Source organism: Streptomyces sp. SudanB182_2057, assembly GCF_964272715.1.
Classification (GTDB): Bacteria; Actinomycetota; Actinomycetes; order Streptomycetales; family Streptomycetaceae; genus Streptomyces; species Streptomyces rubradiris.
In genome coordinates, this window is record NZ_OZ186798.1 from 5,282,582 (window position 1) to 5,301,511 (window position 18,930).

General features: G+C 71.1%; 16 protein-coding genes. 3 read left to right on the forward strand and 13 right to left on the reverse strand.

Features of this window, described 5'->3' with window-relative positions:
• Positions 1–42: 42 nt before the first annotated feature.
• From ACSURM_RS23315 to ACSURM_RS23365, 11 genes are all read right to left on the reverse strand, one after another.
• The gene (locus tag ACSURM_RS23315) at positions 43–1,812 is read right to left on the reverse strand and encodes an IucA/IucC family protein (protein WP_436957635.1); all 1,770 of its coding nucleotides are present in this window, start codon (positions 1,810–1,812) and stop codon (positions 43–45) included.
• Positions 1,809–2,333 (reverse strand): GNAT family N-acetyltransferase, encoded by a 525-nt coding sequence (locus tag ACSURM_RS23320; protein ID WP_436957636.1) that lies wholly within the window; start codon positions 2,331–2,333, stop codon positions 1,809–1,811. Before ACSURM_RS23320 ends, ACSURM_RS23315 begins: the two co-directional genes overlap by 4 nt.
• Entirely contained in the window at positions 2,330–3,616 is a 1,287-nt protein-coding gene (locus tag ACSURM_RS23325) for a lysine N(6)-hydroxylase/L-ornithine N(5)-oxygenase family protein (RefSeq protein ID WP_436957637.1), read from the reverse strand. The genes ACSURM_RS23320 and ACSURM_RS23325 overlap by 4 nt, the downstream gene beginning before the upstream one ends.
• Positions 3,600–5,042, reverse strand: a complete 1,443-nt coding sequence (gene desA / locus ACSURM_RS23330) for a lysine decarboxylase DesA (RefSeq protein WP_436957639.1) — start codon at positions 5,040–5,042, stop codon at positions 3,600–3,602. Before desA ends, ACSURM_RS23325 begins: the two co-directional genes overlap by 17 nt.
• A 122-nt stretch (positions 5,043–5,164) precedes the next feature.
• The gene (locus tag ACSURM_RS23335; RefSeq protein WP_436957641.1) at positions 5,165–6,010 is read right to left on the reverse strand and encodes a siderophore-interacting protein; all 846 of its coding nucleotides are present in this window, start codon (positions 6,008–6,010) and stop codon (positions 5,165–5,167) included.
• Positions 6,011–6,062: 52 nt separating this feature from the next.
• Positions 6,063–7,109: an ABC transporter substrate-binding protein gene (locus ACSURM_RS23340; RefSeq protein ID WP_436957642.1), complete on the reverse strand. Its 1,047-nt coding sequence runs from the start codon at positions 7,107–7,109 to the stop codon at positions 6,063–6,065.
• Between the two features lie 1,097 nt (positions 7,110–8,206).
• Positions 8,207–8,659, reverse strand: coding sequence for an NUDIX hydrolase (locus tag ACSURM_RS23345; protein ID WP_436957643.1), 453 nt, complete (start codon positions 8,657–8,659; stop codon positions 8,207–8,209).
• 119 nt (positions 8,660–8,778) lie between these two features.
• Positions 8,779–9,939 carry an acyl-CoA dehydrogenase family protein gene (locus tag ACSURM_RS23350; RefSeq protein WP_436957644.1) on the reverse strand — a complete coding sequence of 387 codons (1,161 nt, stop codon included), beginning with the start codon at positions 9,937–9,939 and terminating at the stop codon, positions 8,779–8,781.
• Positions 9,940–9,944: 5 nt separating this feature from the next.
• On the reverse strand, positions 9,945–10,886 hold the full coding sequence (locus ACSURM_RS23355) for a hydroxymethylglutaryl-CoA lyase (protein ID WP_436957646.1): 942 nt from the start codon (positions 10,884–10,886) through the stop codon (positions 9,945–9,947).
• Positions 10,883–12,799 carry a biotin carboxylase N-terminal domain-containing protein gene (locus ACSURM_RS23360; protein WP_436957648.1) on the reverse strand — a complete coding sequence of 639 codons (1,917 nt, stop codon included), beginning with the start codon at positions 12,797–12,799 and terminating at the stop codon, positions 10,883–10,885. Before ACSURM_RS23360 ends, ACSURM_RS23355 begins: the two co-directional genes overlap by 4 nt.
• An 11-nt stretch (positions 12,800–12,810) precedes the next feature.
• On the reverse strand, positions 12,811–14,427 hold the full coding sequence (locus ACSURM_RS23365; protein ID WP_436957649.1) for a carboxyl transferase domain-containing protein: 1,617 nt from the start codon (positions 14,425–14,427) through the stop codon (positions 12,811–12,813).
• Positions 14,428–14,523: 96 nt separating this feature from the next.
• Here ACSURM_RS23365 and ACSURM_RS23370 point away from each other — a divergent pair, with 96 nt between their 5' ends.
• The 3 genes from ACSURM_RS23370 to ACSURM_RS23380 all read left to right on the forward strand — a co-directional run bounded on the left by ACSURM_RS23370 (position 14,524) and on the right by ACSURM_RS23380 (position 17,409).
• Entirely contained in the window at positions 14,524–15,120 is a 597-nt protein-coding gene (locus ACSURM_RS23370; protein WP_436957651.1) for an SACE_7040 family transcriptional regulator, read from the forward strand.
• Between the two features lie 220 nt (positions 15,121–15,340).
• Positions 15,341–16,498, forward strand: a complete 1,158-nt coding sequence (locus tag ACSURM_RS23375) for an acyl-CoA dehydrogenase family protein (protein ID WP_359048001.1) — start codon at positions 15,341–15,343, stop codon at positions 16,496–16,498.
• 35 nt (positions 16,499–16,533) lie between these two features.
• Entirely contained in the window at positions 16,534–17,409 is an 876-nt protein-coding gene (locus ACSURM_RS23380) for an acyl-CoA thioesterase (protein WP_436957653.1), read from the forward strand.
• Positions 17,410–17,622: 213 nt separating this feature from the next.
• Here ACSURM_RS23380 and ACSURM_RS23385 read toward each other — a convergent pair whose 3' ends face one another.
• A complete protein-coding gene (locus ACSURM_RS23385; RefSeq protein ID WP_436957655.1) occupies positions 17,623–18,018 on the reverse strand; it encodes a hypothetical protein in 396 nt (131 codons plus the stop codon).
• A gap of 82 nt (positions 18,019–18,100) precedes the next feature.
• A complete protein-coding gene (locus ACSURM_RS23390) occupies positions 18,101–18,889 on the reverse strand; it encodes a phosphatase (protein ID WP_436957657.1) in 789 nt (262 codons plus the stop codon).
• Positions 18,890–18,930 lie beyond the last annotated feature (41 nt).

An 18,930-nucleotide genomic window follows, 5' to 3' on the forward strand; every position in this document is an offset into this window, starting at 1 on the left:
AAGGACCGTACTCCGGGGTGCCCGTCCGTCCGCGCGGTGCCGTCAGAACCCGGCGATGGGGTTCTTCAGCGTGCCGACCAGCTGGAGCGCGCCGGAGGGATCGGCGAGGTCCACCATCTGCTTGTTGTTGCGCAGCTGGAGTCGGTTGAGGCAGGACAGCGAGAACTCCGGGGCGAACATGTCGTACTGGCGGAACCGGTCGGCCAGCTGCGGATTCGCCTCCTGGTACTCGCGGGTGACCTCGGCGACCGTGCGCCAGAAGCCGTCCTCCTCCAGGATGCCCTCGGCGGCCAGCTGGGCGGCGAGGAAGCGGAAGAAGCAGTCGAAGACGTCCGTGAAGATGGACAGCAGCTTCTTGTCCTCGGGGACCTCCACCCGGATGCGCCGCACCTCCGGCGGCAGCGCCGCGTCCGGGTCCATGACGGCGATCTCCTCGGCGATGTCCTTGTAGACCGCCCGCCGCACGGCCCCGTCCCGCAGCACCAGGATCGTGTTCTCGCCGTGTGGCATGAACACCAGGTCGTAGGCGTAGAAGCTGTGCAGCAGCGGGGTGTAGTACGCCCGCAGATACCGCCGCAGCCACTCCACCGGGGCCAGGCCCGACCGCTCGATCAGCGCGCCCGCGAAGGAGGCGCCCTCGTCGTCGACGTGCAGCAGCGAGGCCATCGTCGCCAGCGACTCGCCCTCCTCCAGCGAGGGCACCGGGCTCTCCCGCCACAGCGCGGCCAGCATCTTGCGGTACGCCGAGTACCGGTCGGTGGCCTGCTCGTACTCCAGGTGCCGGTAGCCGACGGCCGCCCGCTCCCGGATGATCGACAGGCCGCTAGCCTTCAGCACCGGGTCGCCCTCGATCAGCCGGGCCAGCCAGTCGTTGATCGCCGGGGTGGCCTCCATGTAGGCGGCCGAGAGACCGCGCATGAAGCCCATGTTGAGGACCGACAGCGCCGTCTTCACGTAGTGCTTGTGCGGGGCGCTGGTGTTGAAGAAGGTACGGATCGACTGCTGGGCCAGGTACTCGTCGTCGCCCTCGCCGAGCGGCACCAGCAGGTTCCGGGCCACCTCGGCGGCGAAGGTGACGCTGAGCTTGTTCCACCACTGCCAGGGGTGGACCGGTATGAACAGGTAGTCGGCGGGGTCCAGGCCCCGGCCGGTGAGGACGGACCGGAACCGCGCCACGGTCTCCTCGCCCAGCTCCTCGCGCAGGAACGACTCGTACTCGATCCCCACGCCGGCCGTGAACGCGGCCCGCGAGCGGTGTGCCGCCAGCCACACCAGCCGCACGGGGCTCGCCGTCTCCGGCGCGTACGACAGGTACTCGTGGACGCCGAAGCCGAGCCGCCCGTTGTTCGCGACGAAGCACGGGTGGCCCTCGGTCATCCCGGTCTCGATCGCCTGGAACCCGGCGCGCGCCAGCTCGGCCGAGGTCACCCGCGGCTTGGTCAGCTTGAAGCAGGTGCCCGACAGGGTGGAGGAGATCTCCTCCAGGTACACCGGCAGGATCTCGTCGCTCAGCCCCAGCGACTCCTTCAGCTCGATGAAGAAGTCCAGCGCGGCCAGCGGGAGTTCCGCGCCGTCGCGGTGCCGGGTGATCGAGTCGGCGTCGACCTGCCAGTGGTCCAGGGCCCGGCGCACGGCGGCGAACCGGTAGGCGGTCAGCCCGTCGTCGCTGCGCACCACGTAGTGGCCGCCGTCCTCCTCGGGCGTGATCAGCCGCTCGTGCGCGAACTCGGCGAGGGCCTTGCGCACCAGCAGGCGGTTGGCCCGCTCCCACCGTTCGGGGGACAGATGGGCCACGGCGTCGGCGAGGGTCATGCGGTCACCGCCTTCTCGAACTGCTCGCGGGTGCAGAAGCTCAGCAGCGCCCGCTTCTCCGGCTTGTCTATCTCCCGCTCGGGCACGAACCCGACGGCGGCGTTCAGGGCGTGCACGGCCGTGTTGCGGACGTCCGGCTCGACCACGACCCGCTCCACCGCCGGGTCCTCGAACAGGTGCGCCATCACGGCGGTGATCACGGCCCGGGTGAACCCGTGCTCGGGGGTGTCCGTGGCCGGCGTCAGGAAGTGCATGCCGACGTCCCCCGGCCGCGCCTCGTACAGCCCCACCAGTTCCCGGTGCGCGGGATCGTACTTCTCCATCAGGAACGCCGGCTCACCGTCGCGCAGCCCGAACAGCGCGTGATGGTGCTCGTCCGCCGCGATCTCCATATAGGCCCGCTCGACGTCCTCCAGCCGCGCGTCCTGCATCATCCAGAACGCCGCCTTGGGGTGCGTCACCCAGGAATGCAGCACCTGGGCGTCCTTCAGCGGGTCGACGGGTCGGAAAGTGAAGGTCATACTGCGAACTCCTGGAAGGCGATGGACTTCTCGACCGGGTAGTACTCGGTGCCGAGCAGTTCTCGGATGATGTACGCGTTCCGGTACGCGCCCATGCCCAGGTCGGGGCTGGTGATGCTGTGGGTGTGGACGCCGGCGTTCTGCAGGAAGACCCCGCGGCCGGTGACGTCGACGGCGTAGTTGCGGGCCACGTCGAAGCGGCCGTGGCCGTCGAAGCGGAGGCGGTCGCGGACGGGTTCGAGGAAGGCCGGCGGGCTGTAGTGGTAGCCGGTGGCCAGGACCAGGCCCTCGGTGCGGATCTCGAAGTCCTTGCCCTGCTCGTCCTGGTGGAAGCCGAGGGTGTACGAGCCGTCCGCGTAGGACGCCGTGCGCAGCGTGGAGTTGGTCAGCAGCCGGGTGGGCACCGGGCGGTCGCCGCTGACGACGTTCTTCTGGTACAGCAGGTCGAAGATGGAGTCGATCAGGTCCGAGTTGATGCCCTTGAACAGGCCCTTCTGCTGCTTCTCCAGCCGGTAGCGGGTCTCCTCGGGCAGCGCCCGGAAGTAGTCGATGTAGTCCGGGGAGGTCATCTCCAGGGTCAGCTTGGTGTACTCCAGCGGGAAGAACCGCGGGGAGCGGGTGACCCAGTTGAGCTGGTAGCCGTGGGCGTCGATCTCCGAGAGCAGCTCGTAGTAGATCTCGGCCGCGCTCTGGCCGCTGCCGACGACGGTGATGGACTTCTTCTCCAGCAGCTCCGCCTTGCGGTGCATGTACTGGGAGGTGTGCAGGAAGTCTCCGCCGAGGTCCCGGCACGCCTCGGGGACGAAGGGGACGGTGCCGGTGCCCAGCACCAGGTGCCGGGCGCGGTAGGTGTCCCCGGCCGCGGTGCGCACGGCGTACAGCCCGTCGTCGTAGGACACCTCGGTGACCGTGGTGCCGAAGCGGACGCTGCTCAGCTTGCCGGCGGCCCAGCGGCAGTAGTCGTCGTACTCGACGCGCAGCGGGTAGAAGTTCTCCCGGATGTAGAACGAGTACAGTCTGCCCTTCTCCTTCAGGTAGTTCAGGAAGGAGTACGGCGAGGTCGGGTCGGCCAGGGTGACCAGGTCCGACATGAACGGGGTCTGGAGGTGGGCGCCGTCCAGGAACATCCCGGAGTGCCACTCGAAGTCGGGCTTGGACTCCAGGAAGACGCCGTCCAGTTCGGTGATCGGCTCGGTGAGGCAGGCGAGGCCGAGGTTGAAGGGGCCGAGCCCGATCCCCACGAAGTCGTAGGTCTTGGTCGGGCTGTCAGGACGCGCGGTCAAGGGACTCTCCCAGGTACTGCTCGGCATGGCCGGCGATCAGATCGAGGACGGCGGCGATGTCGTCCGCCTTGGTCTCGGGGTTGAGCAGGGTGAACTTCAGGTAGTGGCGGCCGGCCACCTTGGTGCCCGCGACCACGGCGTCGCCGGAGGCGAAGAGGGCCTTGCGGGCGTAGAGGTTGGCCCGGTCGATCTCGGCCGGGTCGGTGACCGCCGCCGGGATGTAGCGGAAGACGAGGGTGGACAGCGAGGGTTCGACCACGACGTCGTAGCGCGGGTCGGCCGCCAGCAGCTCCCAGCCCTCGCGCGCGAGGTCGCACACCTCGTCGAAGAGCTGCCCGATGCCGTCGGCGCCCATCGTGCGCAGGGTCAGCCACAGCTTGAGGGCGTCGAAGCGGCGGGTGGTCTGGAGGGACTTGTCCACCTGGTTGGGGATACGTTCCTGCACCGCGCGGCGCGGGTTGAGGTACTCGGCGTGGTAAGTGGCGTGCCGCAGGGTGGCCGCGTCCCGGACCAGCAGGGCGGAGGAACTGACCGGCTGGAAGAAGGACTTGTGGTAGTCGACGGTGACGGAGTCGGCGCGCTCGATGCCGTCGATGCGGTCCCGGTACTTCAGGGAGGCCAGCAGCCCGCAACCGTAGGCGGCGTCCACGTGCATCCACACGCCGTACTGGGCGCACAGCCCGGCGATCTCCGGCAGCGGGTCGATGGAGCCGAAGTCGGTGGTGCCGGCGGTGGCGACGACGGCCATGGGGACCAGGCCGTCCCGCGCGCAGCGCTCCAGCTCGCGGGCGAGGGCCACCGTCTGCATGCGCTTGTCGTGGTCGACCGGGATGGCGACGACGGCGTCCGGTCCGAGCCCGAGCAGTTTCGCGGACTTCTTGACGCTGAAGTGGCTGACCTCGGAGGCGAAGATCCGCAGTTTGGCGAGCGAGTCGCTCTTGGCCTCCTCCCGGGCGAGCAGCAGCGCCTGGAGGTTGGACTGGGTGCCGCCGGAGGTGAAGACGCCGTCGGCGGCCGGGCCGAGGCCGATGCGGGCGGCCGTCCAGTCGACGAGCTTGCGCTCGATGAGGGTGCCGCCGGCCGACTGGTCCCAGGTGTCCAGCGAGGAGTTGACGGCGGACAGCACGGCCTCGGCGAGCACCGCCGGGATGACCACGGGGCAGTTGAGGTGGGCGAGGTAGCGGGGGTGGTGGAAGTAGACCGCGTCCCGCAGGTACACGTCCTCGAGTTCGTCCAGGACGGCGGTGGTGTCGCCCAGCGGCCGGTCGAGGTCGATCGCGTCGATGGAGGGGGCGAGGGCGTCCACGGTGACGCCGGTGAACGGACGGTCGGTGGTGGCGAGTTTGGCCGCCACCCGCTCGACTCCTTCGGTCACGGAGCGGCGGTAGTGCTCCGCGGTGAGGCCATTGAGCAGGTGCGAGCGCATGTGGGGGTCCTCCGAGGGGACGATCCGTGCGGGATGATCTTAGGTTAGCCTAACCTAAGTTTCACTGGAGGTGGGCGTGCCTCTCCCCGGGCCGGATCAGGCCGAAGGGGAAGGGGACCGGACTACTCGCCCGCCGCGCGGAGCTGTTCCTCCGTCAGTCCCTGGCGCCAGTAGCCGACGAACGTCACGCGCCGCCGGTCCACGCCGCGTTCGCCGACGAAGTGCCGCCGCAGGGCCTTGACCTGGCCGGACTCCCCGGCGAGCCACACATACGGCAGTTCGGCGGCCGGCAGCGCGGCGTCCCGCACGGCGTCGACGGCCATGGGGGACCCGTCGTGCCGGACGAGCCACGTGATCTCCGCGTCCGCCTCCGTGCGCACGTCCTGCACGTCGCCGGCGTGCGGCACCTCCAGCCAGGCCCGGACCCGGGTCCCGGCGGGCAGGGACTCCAGGATCGCGGTCGCGGCGGGTACGGCCGTCTCGTCGCCGCACAGGACGACGAGATCGGTGTCCGCGGGCGGGCGGAAGCGGATCGCGCGGTTGTCGGCGACGGCCGGCCCGAGCAGCAGCACCCGGTCGCCGGCGGCGGCCCGCGCGGCCCAGCGGGAGGCGGGACCGGCCGGGGTGGCGGCACCCGGCTCCACGCCGTGCAGGGCGAAGTCGATGTCGATCTCGTCGGGGTCGCGGCGCAGCGCCCGCAGCGTGTACGAGCGCATCACGGCCCGTACGTCGTCCGGCAGTTCCCGCCAGCCCTGCCACCAGCCGTCGCCCAGCTCCAGCGGGACGGCCGGTTCGCTCTGCCCGGGGTGCGGCAGGAACAGCGACAGGGACTGGTCGTGCCCGTCGGAGTGGAAGGCGTGCAGGTCGGCACCGGTGAAGGTGACCCGGACCAGAGACGGGCCGAGCCGCCTCGTCCGTACGACCTGGAGGGAGAAGAAACGGAACGGGGCGGCTACGGCCGTGGTCATGTGTGGCTCCTGAGGGTGTGGTTCAGGGCTTTGTCGGGGGGCTGGACCGGCGTCAGCTGACCTTCTTGGCCTTCTCCAGGGCCTCGGCCAGGTTGGTGAGCAGCGGAACGCACTTGTCGTACGAGAGGATCGGCTCGGGGGAGCGGGGGATGATCTGACCCGCCTTCACCGCGGGCAGCTTCTTCCAGGTGGCCTTGGTGATGTCGGCGGGCTGGATGGCCGAGGAGCGGTCGTCCATCATGATGATGTCGGCGCCGTACTTGTCGACGTTCTCCCAGCTGAGCGACTCGTACCAGCCGCCGCCCTGCTTCTTGGCGCTCTCCGGGGGCTCCACGAGGTTCACGCCGAGGGACTTGAAGTACTCCAGGTCGATGGAGAGGTTGCTGCCGGAGACGTAGAACAGCTGGTCGCTGGCGCTGCCGGCCATCACCTTGATGTCGGGCTTGGCCTTGGCGGCGGCGCGCAGCCGGGCGGCGGCGTCCTCGAACCGCTTCTTGGCGTCGGCGACCTTGGCGGCCTTCATGTCCGCGCCGAGCGACTCGGCCAGGTCCCACATGCGCTGGAGCGGCTGGGTGAGCTGACGGTCGTAGACGGAGATGCCGACGCTGGGGGCCAGCTGGGAGATCTTCCCCTTCGACTCCTCGGGGACGTACCAGAGGGTGCCGGCGCCGTCGAACATCGTCGTGATGAGCACGTCCGGGGCGAGGGAGGCGTACTTCTCGATGTTGAACTGGCCCCAGGCGTTGCCGAGGACCGTCACCTTGCTGATGTCCATGTCGCCGGCCTGGACGTCGGGCTTGCCGGCGGTGGTCTTCGTCGGGCCGAAGACGCCCTTGACCTGGATGCCGTAGTCGTACAGCGCGGCGCCGACGCCGGTGAACGCGACGATGTTCGCGGGGACCTTGTCCAGCTTCACGGGCGTGCCGCGGTCGTCCTTGAACGACCAGGGGCCCGACTTGCCCGCGCCCGTGCTCCCGCCGGAGCCACCGTCTTTGCCCTTGTCGTCCCCGCAGGCGGCGAGCGCGGCACCGAGACCGAGGGCGCCGCCCGCGGCGAGCAGTCCGCGGCGGGTGAGGTGGGTGACACGGGCATGGGACATGGGTATGACTGCTTTCGACCGGGGCGGAGCGCCCGCCGGACAAGTTCGAAGGTAGGTTAGCCTAACCTCAGCTTATGTCCAGAGGGTGGGGTCGGGGAGCGCACCATTCGGAGGCGCCGTCAGCCCTGTTGCGTAGGACGCGTTGCCCCTTTCTCCAAGTGGCCGTCGGGCCGCTCGCTTCCCGGTCAGTGTCGGGCTTCCGCGAGGTGAGTCAAGGGCGCTGCGCGTCGCCTTCGGCGATGGCCCTGCGGGCCACCCTTGACATACCTCGCTCCAGCCCGGGGCAGAAGCGAGCGAGCGGCCGAAAGAACAGTGGCCCAGCCCGGCACCGGACCCATAGGTGAGCTACACACTCCCGTAGCCAAGGGACGCGCTCGCGCCTCGCCAGCACGCCGGGCCGGTTGAGCGGCTTTGCGGCCCGGTGGTGGGCACGCGATCGCGCCTCACCGGCACGCCGGGCCGGCTCAGCGGCCTGCGGCCCGGCGGATGGGCCCTGCGGACGAGCGGCCATCTCGCGAACGGGGGTGTCGGGCGACGACTACTGCCACGGCAGCCCAGATACGCGAGGGGCAAGGAGGCGAGGGGCAGGGGACTTAGTTATGGACAAGCAGTCCAAAACTACCCACCCCCCAGGCCCACCGCCCCATCACCTCTCACTCATCCCCCCCCGGCGCCACCGCACGCCACCCACCAACCCGCAAGCCGCCCAACTCACCCGGCGTGCTGGCGAGAAGCGAGCGCGCACCAGCCACCGGTCCGCAGGCCGCCGAACCGGCCCGGCGTCCATGCGAGGCGAGGACGCGCAACCCCGACCCACGGTGCGAACGCAGCCGACGGCAGGGGTCAAGGGACCTGAGTCGGCCACTTTCCCCGGGCTGCCCGCTCGCTTCTTCCTCGTGCTGGAGCGAGGTGTGTCAAGGGTGGGCCGCAGGCCCATCGGCGCAGCCGACGCGGAACGCGCCCTTGACTCACCTCGCGGAAGCACGACACTCACCGAGAAGCGGGCGGCCCCACGGCAACCAGACAACCCCGGCCCAGCCCGACCCACGCAAACGGCGCGAGCGGCGTCACCTCAGCCCACCGGCTCGCATCCGGAATCAGGGCCGGGAGTCGACCGGCACCCTGCTTGCGAGAAGCAGCGCCAAGGGGCCGCCCTGCAAGAGGAAACGGCCCTCTCCGACGGCGTCGAGCGCGTTGTCCATCGTCCACCACATGAGCTTGAAGTTCGCTTCCCACGGCATGAGTTGCTGAGGGCCGCAGGAGAGTCGTGTGGCCTCGAAGAGGTGAACCCGTGCGGCGGAGTCGAGCGTCATGGCGTACGAGCCGAGGCGCCGCCAGGCCCGGGCGGTGATGCCCGCCTCTTCGAGGAGTTCGCGGCGGGCACACTGTTCCGGCGTCTCGCCCGCCTCGGCCTTGCCTCCGGGCAGGAACAGGTACTCGCCCCCATGCCGGGGGAACTCCGCAGTCAGGACGGCGACCTGCCCCTGCTCGTCGCGGGCGACGATCACGGAGGCGTCGGGCTTCTCGTCACTACCGTGCGCTTGGGCCATGCCCGGTGAGCGTAGCGGCGATGCCCATGAGCATGGCGGCGAACGGCACGTTCAGCACGGCGGGATGAGCGATGCCACGGCGCCTCCGGCCCAGTCCGACCCGCGCGAGCGGTGGTGGGTCAGCTTTGCAAGCCCAGTTCGCGGGCGATCAGCATGCGTTGGACCTCGCTCGTGCCCTCGCCGATTTCCAGGATCTTGGAGTCTCGCCACATGCGGGCCACCGGGTACTCGTTCATGAAGCCGTAGCCGCCGTGGATCTGGGTCGCGTCGCGGGCGTTGTCCACGGCGACCGTGGAGGAGTGGAGCTTGGCGAGGGCGGCCTCCTTCTTGAAGGGTTCGCCCGCGACCAGGCGGGAGGCCGCGTCGCGCCAGGCCAGGCGGGCCGTGTGGGCCTTCATCTCCATGTCCGCGATCTTGAACTGGATGGCCTGGTTGGCGCCGATCGGGCGGCCGAAGGCGTGACGTTCCTTCGCGTACTTCACCGACTCGTCCACACAGCCCTGGGCCAGGCCCGTGGCGAGCGCGGCGATGGCGATCCGGCCCTCGTCCAGGATACGCAGGAACTGGGCGTAGCCGCGGCCCCGTTCGCCCAGCAGGTTGGCCGCCGGGACCCGGACGTCCTGGAAGGACAGCTCGCGGGTGTCGGAGGCGTTCCAGCCGACCTTCGAGTAGGGCGCCGCCACCGTGAAGCCCGGGGTGCCGGACGGCACGATGACGGCCGAGATCTCCGGGCGGCCGTCCGGCTTGCGGCCGGTGACCGCGGTGACCGTGACCAGCCCCGTGATGTCCGTGCCCGAGTTGGTGATGAAGCACTTGGTGCCGTTGATCACCCACTCGTCCGTGTCCGGGTCCAGCCGGGCCGTCGTACGGGTCGCCCCCGCGTCGCTGCCGCCGTCCGGTTCCGTCAGGCCGAACGCGCCCAGGATCGCGCCCGAGCACAGGCGGGGCAGCCACTCCCGCTTCTGCTCCTCCGTGCCGAACAGGTGCAGCGGCATCGCGCCCAGCGAGACGCCCGCCTCCAGGGTGATCGCCACGGAGGAGTCCACCCGGGCCAGTTCCTCCAGGACGAGGCCGAGCGCCAGGTAGTCGCCGCCCATCCCGCCGTACTCCTCGGGGAACGGCAGCCCGAACAGGCCCATGCGGCCCATCTCGCGGACGATCTCGTACGGGAACTCGTGCCGCTCGTAGAAGTCGCCGATCTTCGGCGCCACGACGTCGTGCGCGAACTCCTCCACCGTACGGCGGAGTTCCTCCAGCTCGGGGCTGAGACGGTGGTCCATGCTGATCACTGGTCCTTGTGGGAGAGAGCGCGGACGGTACGGGACGGGCTGGGCCGGCCCAGCTGTTCGGCCATCCACACGCTGGTGGCGGTCAGACGGCCGAGGTCGACCCCCGTCTCGATGCCGAGCCCGTGCAGCATCCAGACGAGGTCCTCGGTGGCGAGATTGCCGGTGGCGGACTTGGCGTACGGGCAGCCGCCGAGCCCACCGGCGGAGGCGTCCACGGTGGTGACGCCGTGCTGGAGGGCGGCCAGGGTGTTGGCGAGCGCCTGGCCGTAGGTGTCGTGGAAGTGCACGCCGAGCGCGTCGGTCGGCACCCCCCGCTCGTTCAGCAGGCCGAGCAGCGCCCGGACCTGGCCCGGCGTGGCCACCCCGATGGTGTCGCCGAGGCTCAGCTCGTCGCAGCCCATGTCCCGCAGCGCCCCGCACACCCGCGCCACCTGGGCGAGCGGCACCGGGCCCTCCCACGGGTCGCCGAAGCACATGGAGACATAGCCGCGCACCCGTACGCCCTCGTCCTTCGCGCGCCGCACCACCGGCTCGAACACCGCGAGGGACTCCTCCAGCGTGCGGTTGAGGTTGGCCTTGGCGAAGGACTCGGTGGCGCTGGCGAACACGGCGACGTACGTGGCGCCGAGGGCGAGGGCCCGGTCCAGTCCGCGCTGGTTGGGCACCAGCACCGGAAGCGCCGCGTCCACGTCCTTGACCTGGGGGAACAGCTCCTCCGCGTCGGCGAGTTGGGGCACCCACTTGGGATGCACGAAGCTCGTCGCCTCGATGGTGGTCAGGCCCGCGCCGGCCAGCCGGCGGATGAACTCGGCCTTCACCGCCGTCGGCACGGCCGTCTTCTCGTTCTGCAGCCCGTCGCGCGCGCCCACCTCGTGGATCCGCACCCGCGCGGGCAGGCCCTCGGCCGGGACGGTCATGGGCAGTCCTGTGACGCTCATCCGGCCGCCTCCTCGTGCGGTGCGATGACGGCCAGCACCTGGTCCATGGCGACCGTGCTGCCCGGTGTCACGTCCAGTTCGGCGACCGTGCCCGCGTGCGGGGCGGAGATGACGTGTTCCATCTTCATCGCCTCCACCACCAGCAGGCTCTGCCCGGCGGTCACCTCGTCGCCGACGGCCACCTTGACCACCGTGACCGTGCCCGGCATGGGCGCGGTGAGGGAGTCGGCGCCCGCGTGGCCCGCGCGGTTCAGGGACGCGGCGACCGGGTCGTGGTCGCGCACCTGCCAGGCGTCGCCGTCCCGGCCGAGCCAGTCGCCGGCCCGGCGGAAGGTGTGCCGGACGCCGTCCAGGGTGACGGTCACCCGGTCACCGGTGACGGTGTGGGCGCCCCGGGGGGTGTGGGCGACCGGTTCGCGCACCCGCAGGTGGAAGACGGGCGGCTTCGGGGTGCCGCCCAGCCGCCAGCCGTTCGGCACCGAGAACGGGTCGGTCCAGCCCTCCGCGCTCGGCTTCAGCGCCTGAAGCCGTACGGCCGCCGCCGCCTCGTACACCTCCTCCGGCACCTCGGCGGGGGCCAGGTCGTCCACCACCCGCTCCACCAGCCCGGTGTCCAGGTCGCCCGCGACGACCGCCGGATGGGCCAGCAGCCGGCGCAGGAACCCGGCGTTGGTCTGCACGCCCAGCGTGACCGTCTCCGCCAGGGCCGCCCGGAGCCTGCGCAGCGCGGTCGCGCGGTCGGGGCCGTAGGCGATCACCTTGGACAGCATCGGGTCGTACAGGCTGCCCACCTCGGTGCCCTCGCTCAGCCCGGAGTCGGTGCGCACCCCGTCGCCCTCGGGCTCGTCCAGCAGCAGGACCGTGCCGCCGGAGGGCAGGAAGCCGCGCGCGGGGTCCTCGGCGCAGATCCGGGCCTCCACCGCGTGCCCGGTGAGCGTGATCTCCGACTGGCCGAAGGGCAGCCGTTCGCCGGCCGCGACCCGCAGCTGCCACTCCACCAGGTCAAGGCCGGTCACCAGTTCGGTGACCGGGTGCTCCACCTGGAGACGGGTGTTCATCTCCATGAAGTAGTACTGCGAGGGGTCGCCGCCCGGGACGATGAACTCCACCGTGCCCGCGCCCCGGTACCCGCACGAGCGGGCCGCCTGCACGGCCGCCTCGCCCATCGCGGCCCGGGTCTCCTCGTCCAGGAGCACGCTCGGCGCCTCCTCGACGACCTTCTGGTGACGCCGCTGGAGGGAGCACTCGCGCTCGCCCAGGTGCAGCACGTTGCCGTGGCCGTCGGCCAGCACCTGGATCTCGATGTGCCGGGGGCGGTCGATCCACCGCTCCACCAGCAGTGTGTCGTCACCGAAGGAGGTGCGGGCCTCCCGGCGGGCGGCGGCGATCTCCTCCTCCAGCACGGTCAGGTCCCGCACCAGGCGCATGCCCTTGCCGCCGCCGCCGGCCGACGGCTTCAGCAGCACGGGCGCGCCCAGGGCGCGGGCCGCCTCGGCCAGCTCCGGGTCGCGGCCGCCCGGCACCACCGGCACCCCGGCCGCCTCGACCGTCTCCTTGGCCCGGATCTTGTCGCCCATCAGCGCGATCGCGTCCGCCGGCGGGCCGATGAAGACCAGCCCCGCCTCCTCGCACGCCCGCGCGAAGGCCGCGTTCTCGGCGAGGAAGCCGTACCCGGGGTGGACGGCCTGGGCGCCGGTGCGGGCGGCGGCCTCCAGCAGCCGCTCCACGGACAGATAGCTCTCGGCGGCCGGCGCCGGACCGATCCGCACCGCCGTGTCGGCCTCCCGTACGTGCCGCGCGTCGGCGTCGGCGTCGGAGAAGACCGCCACCGAGCGCACGCCCAGGGCGCGCAGCGTACGGATCACGCGTACGGCGATCTCGCCCCGGTTGGCCACCAGCACTGTGTCGAACACGGTTCCCCTCCTCACATCCGGAAGACGCCGAACTGGGGGTCTCCCAGAGGCGCGTTGGCGCAGGCCGTCAGGGCCAGTCCGAGGACCTGACGGGTGTCCAGCGGGTCGATCACGCCGTCGTCCCAGAGCCGGGCGGTGGCGTAGTAGGCGTTGCCCTGGCGCTCGTACTGGGCACGGATCGGCGTCTTGAACGCCTCTTCCTCCTCGGCGGGCCACTCCTCGCCGCGCCCCTCCAACTGGTCCCGCTTGACGGTGGCCAGCACGGACGCGGCCTGCTCGCCGCCCATCACGGAGATCTTGGCGTTCGGCCACATCCACAGGAAGCGGGGGGAGTAGGCCCGGCCGCACATCGAGTAGTTGCCCGCGCCGTAGGAGCCGCCGACCACCACCGTCAGCTTGGGCACGCGCGTGCAGGCCACCGCCGTGACCATCTTGGCGCCGTGCTTGGCGATGCCCCCCGCCTCGTAGTCCCTGCCGACCATGAAGCCGGAGATGTTCTGGAGGAACACCAGCGGGATGCCGCGCTGGTCGCACAGCTCGATGAAGTGGGCGCCCTTCTGGGCGGACTCGGAGAACAGGATGCCGTTGTTGGCGACGATCCCCACCGGGTGGCCGTGGATCCGCGCGAACCCGGTGACCAGGGTCTGCCCGAACTCCGCCTTGAACTCGGCGAACCGGGAGCCGTCGACCACGCGCGCGATGATCTCGCGGACGTCGTAGGGCGTACGGGAGTCGACCGGGACGGCGCCGTAGAGCCCGTAGGGGTCCACCTTGGGTTCGACGGACGGCCTGACCTCCCAGGGCAGGGACCGCCGGGCGGGGAGCGTGGCCACGATGTCCCGGACGATCCCGAGCGCGTGCGCGTCGTCCTCGGCGAGGTGGTCGGTGACCCCGGAGACCCGGGAGTGCACCTCGCCGCCGCCCAGTTCCTCGGCGGTGACGACCTCGCCGGTGGCCGCCTTCACCAGGGGCGGCCCGCCCAGGAAGATCGTGCCCTGGTTCCGTACGATCACGGCCTCGTCGCTCATCGCCGGGACGTACGCCCCGCCCGCCGTACAGGAGCCCATGACGGCCGCGATCTGAGGGATGCCCGCGCCGGACATGCGGGCCTGGTTGTAGAAGATCCGGCCGAAGTGGTCCCGGTCGGGGAAGACCTCGTCCTGCATCGGCAGGAAGGCCCCGCCGGAGTCGACCAAATAGACGCACGGCAGCCGGTTGTCCAGGGCCACCTCCTGGGCGCGCAGGTGTTTCTTCACCGTCATCGGGTAGTACGTGCCGCCCTTGACCGTGGCGTCGTTCGCCACGATCACGCACTCGCGGCCGCTGACCCGCCCGATGCCGGCGATCACCCCGGCGGCCGGGGCCTGCCCGTCGTACATCCCGTCGGCCGCGAGCGGTGCCAGCTCCAGGAAGGGCGAGCCCGGGTCGAGCAGTGTGTCCACCCTGTCCCTCGGCAGCAGCTTGCCGCGCGCGGTGTGCCGCGCCCGCGCCTTCTCGCCGCCGCCGAGGGCCGCCGCGGCCAGCTTGCCGCGCAGCTCCTCCACGAGAGCGAGGTGGGCCCTCTCGTTGGCCCGCCAGCCCTCCGACGCGGGATCGGCCGCGCTGTGAAGCTCCGGTGCCTCCTGCATCCTGCGGTCCCCTCACCGGTGTCCGAACCTGTTAATGAGCGTTAACCATCCCCTTCAGGTTAACGACCGCTAACGTCGCTGTCTAGAATTGACGGCATGGCCAGCAGAACCGACGCCCCCACCCGCCGCGAGCAGATCCTCAAGGAAGCCGCCCGGCTCTTCGCCGCACGCGGCTTCCACGGCGTCGGTGTCGACGAGATAGGCGCCGCGGTCGGCATCAGCGGCCCCGGCCTGTACCGGCACTTCCCGGGCAAGGACGCGATGCTCGCCGAGCTGCTGGTCGGCATCAGCGGGCAGCTGCTCACCGGTGCCCGGCGCCGGCTCGCGGAGGCCGACGGGATCCCCGCGACCCGCGTGCTGGACTCCCTGATCGAGGGCCACATCGACTTCGCCCTGGACGACCGCCCGCTGATCACCCTGCACGACCGCGAGCTGGACCGGCTGCGCGACAGCGACCGCAAGCTGGTGCGCCAGCTCCAGCGGCAGTACGTGGAGCTGTGGGTGCAGGTGGTCCGCGAGGTCTATCCGGGCCTGACCGAACCGGCCGCCCGCTCGGCCGTCCACTCCGTCTTCGGCCTGCTCAACTCCACCCCCCACCTCGGCCGCGCCGGCACGCTCCCCGGCCGGGGGACGACGGCAGACCTGCTGCACCGGATGGCGCGGGGGGCGTTCGAGGCGGCGGGCCGGGAATAACCGCGCGCGGGCCCGACCACCAAGCCGACCCCGGGCCCCAGGCCAGCCCCGGGCCCCAGGCCGGCCCGGGCCCCGGGCCGGCCCCAGGCCCCGGTCCCCGGGCGGCCGGGCGTGACGAGCATTACGGCGGAACCCCCCTGGACGGGCTTCCGTACCCGCCGGTACGGTGAATGAGCAAGCGCTTAGACATGCCCGATGTCAGGTACGTGGAGGTGGCGGCGTGCGCCGTACGGTGTTCAACGAGGATCACGAGGCGTTCCGGGAGACCCTTCGCGCCTTCATCGAGGCCGAGGTCGTCCCGGTCTACGACGAGTGGTTCGCCGCCGGCCAGGCGCCGCGCGACTTCTACTACAAGCTCGGCGAGCTGGGCGTCTTCGGCATCAGCGTGCCCGAGGAGTTCGGCGGCGCGGGCCTGGAGACCCACAAGTTCGAGGCCGTCCTCTACGAGGAGACCGCGCGCGCGGGCGTGCAGTTCGGCGGCTCCGGCGTGCACGTGCTGCTCGCCCTGCCGTACATCAAGATGCTCGCCACCGAGGAGCAGAAGAAGCGCTACCTGCCGAAGTTCGTCACCGGCGAGGAGATGTGGGCCATCGCGATGACGGAGCCGGGCACCGGTTCCGACCTCGCGGGCATGAAGACCACCGCCAAGCTGAGCGAGGACGGCACGCACTACGTCCTCAACGGCGCCAAGACCTTCATCACCGGCGGTGTCCACGCCGACAAGGTGATCGTCTGCGCCCGCACCTCCGCGCCCACCGCCGAGGACCGCCGCCACGGCATCTCCCTGTTCGCCGTGGACACCAAGTCCGAGGGCTACTCCGTCGGCCGCAAGCTGGACAAGCTGGGCCTGCGCACCTCCGACACCGCCGAGCTGGCCTTCGTGGACGTCAAGGTGCCCGCCGAGGACCTGCTCGGCGAGGAGAACAAGGGCTTCTACTACCTCGGCCACAACCTGGCCTCCGAGCGCTGGGGCATCGCCTTCGGCGCCTACGCGCAGGCCAAGGCCGCCGTCCGGTTCGCCAAGCAGTACGTGCAGGAGCGCACCGTCTTCGGCAAGCCGGTCGCGCACTTCCAGAACACCAAGTTCGAGCTGGCCGCCTGCCAGGCCGAGGTGGACGCCGCCGAGGCCGTCGCCGACCGCGCGCTGGAGGCGCTGGACGCCGGCGAGCTGACCCCCGCCGAGGCCGCCTCCGCCAAGCTGTTCTGCACCGAGGTCGCGCACCGCGTCATCGACCGCTGCCTCCAGCTGCACGGCGGCTACGGCTACATGAACGAGTACCCGATCGCCCGCCTGTACGCGGACAACCGCGTCAACCGCATCTACGGCGGCACCAGCGAGATCATGAAGACGATCATCGCCAAGGACATGGGTCTCTAAGGACGCCGGGACCCCGGGCGGTATACCTGCACGCCATGAGCCAGGCACTTCAGGACCTCCTCGATCTGCTCGACCTGGAGCGGATCGAGGAGGACATCTTCCGCGGCCGGTCCCGCTCCGCCGTCGTCCCGCGGGTCTTCGGCGGGCAGGTCGCGGCGCAGGCGCTGGTCGCGGCCGGGCGCACGGTCCCCGCCGACCGGCCCGTCCACTCCCTGCACGCGTACTTCCTGCGCCCCGGTGACCCGGGCGCGCCGATCGTCTACACCGTGGACCGCATCCGCGACGGCCGGTCCTTCACCGCGCGCCGGGTGGTCGCGGTCCAGCACGGCAAGCCGGTCTTCCACCTCTCCGCGTCCTTCCAGGCGTACGAGGACGGCCTGGAGCACCAGGTGCCCATGCCCGCCGCGCCCGATCCGGCCACCCTGCCCACCTCCCCGGAGCGGTTGGGCGGCTACGGCCACCTCGCGCCCCGGGTCGTGGAGCGGTTCCTCAAGGCCCGCGAGGCGGTCGACCTCCGATACGTGGACGAGCCGCCGTACGGGCGCTACGGCGAGCCGCGCGAGCCGCACTCCCAGGTGTGGTTCCGCGTGGACGGCAAGCTCGACGGCGACGACCCGTTGCGGCACGCCGTCCTCGCCGCCTACGTCTCCGACATGACCCTGCTCGACCCCGTGCTGCTCGCCCACGGGCGCGGCGGCTGGGCCGTCGGGGACGTCGTCGGGGCGTCCCTGGACCACGCCATGTGGTTCCACCGGCCCTTCCGGGTGGACGAATGGCTGCTGTACGACCAGGAGTCGCCGACCGCGTCCGGCGGCCGCGGCCTCGGTCAGGCCCGCATATACACGCAGGACGGGCGGCTCGCCATCACCGTGATCCAGGAGGGCGTGGTCCGCGTTCCGAAACATCTGTGACGGATGTGCTTTTCGGGATGACTTGTGGCGTATGTCCGATTAGGCTCTCTGGGTGAAGGGCCGCAGCGAACGACGTGTTCGTTCATTCCGTGCTGCGGTGACACCTGAAGACCGCGCCGCATCTTTCTCATCAGCCGCGGCGACGGCCATCCACCTCGCGCTTCCGCCAGGGAGCCGCGAGAGACGATGGAGATGGAAGGTATTCCCATGCGATCACAGCGCACGAGGCGTCTTGTCGCGTTGTCCGCCTCCGGTCTGCTGCTGGCCGGCGGAGCCGCGTTCGGCACGGCCGCGACGGCCTCCGCCTCGGACTACGGCAGCGACAGTTCCTACAGCCGTTACGACGACGACCACGGCGGCGGCTGGTGGGACGACGATGACGACTACGGTCGCGGTGACCACGGTGGCTACGGTGGTGACCACGACGGCTACGGCGGTGGCGACCACGGCGGCTACGGCGGTGGTGACCACGGTGGCGGTGGCGGTGGCCACGGCGACGGTGGCGGCGGTCACGGCGGCGGTGGCGGTGGCCACGGCGGCGGTGGCGGCGGCGGCCACGGCGGTGGCGGTGGCGGCGGTCACGGTGGCGGCGGTGGCGGTGGTGGCCACTGATCCGACCTGACAACCGAACACGGTGTGCGGCCCCCTCGGCGGGGCCGCACGTCGTGTCCGCGCCCGGAGTGACGAGGCGTCAGGCCAGGCCCGCCCCGGCCAGCAGATACGCCGTCATCGGGTCGTAGTGACGGGGGCTGACCACATGGTCGTCCAGCGGGACCACCACCTGCACGGTGCCCTCCGCCTCGGCGAGGAAGAGCGCCGGGTCGTTGCAGTCGGCGTACCCGACGGAGTCCACGCCGTGCTGCCCCGCGTAGCCCGCCCAGCCGTGGTCGGCCACGACGAGATCGGGCAGCGGACGCCCGGCGCGCTCGAGTCCGGTCAGGACGGCCCGCATCGGCTGCCCGGAGTGGGTGTGCCACAGCGTCGCCCCGTGTTCCAGCACGGCCACGTCCGCGAACTGCATGACGTACCCCTCCTCCGTGCTCAGCCCGTCCGGGACGACCACGATCTCGCACCCGGCGGCGCGCAGCGCGGCGGCTGTGGCCCGGTGCACGTCCAGCAGCCCGCCCGGGTGCCCGGTCGCGAACAGCACCCGCTGGCGGTCCTCGGCCGCCTTGCGCAGCCGCGCCGCCATCCGGTCCAGGGCGTCCACGGTCAGCTCGGGGTCGATGGTGTCCTGCCCGAAGCGGTACTCCGGGTCGTCGTTGACACCCACCCGCTCGGCCATCACCGCGAGCACGTCCTGCTCGTCCGTCCAGCGGTCGCCCAGTTCCAGGCCGAGCCAGAAGTCGCGGACACCGTTGGCGAGCTGACGGTAGTGGGAGAGGTTGTTCTCGCGGGGCGTGGCGACGTCCCCCGCGATGCGGGTGCGCACCAGATGGTCGACGAGCTGGGCGCGGCTGGGTGTCCCGGATATCGGCATGGCACCCATTGTGGGGCAGCGCGCGGCGCCGGTAGCGGGGA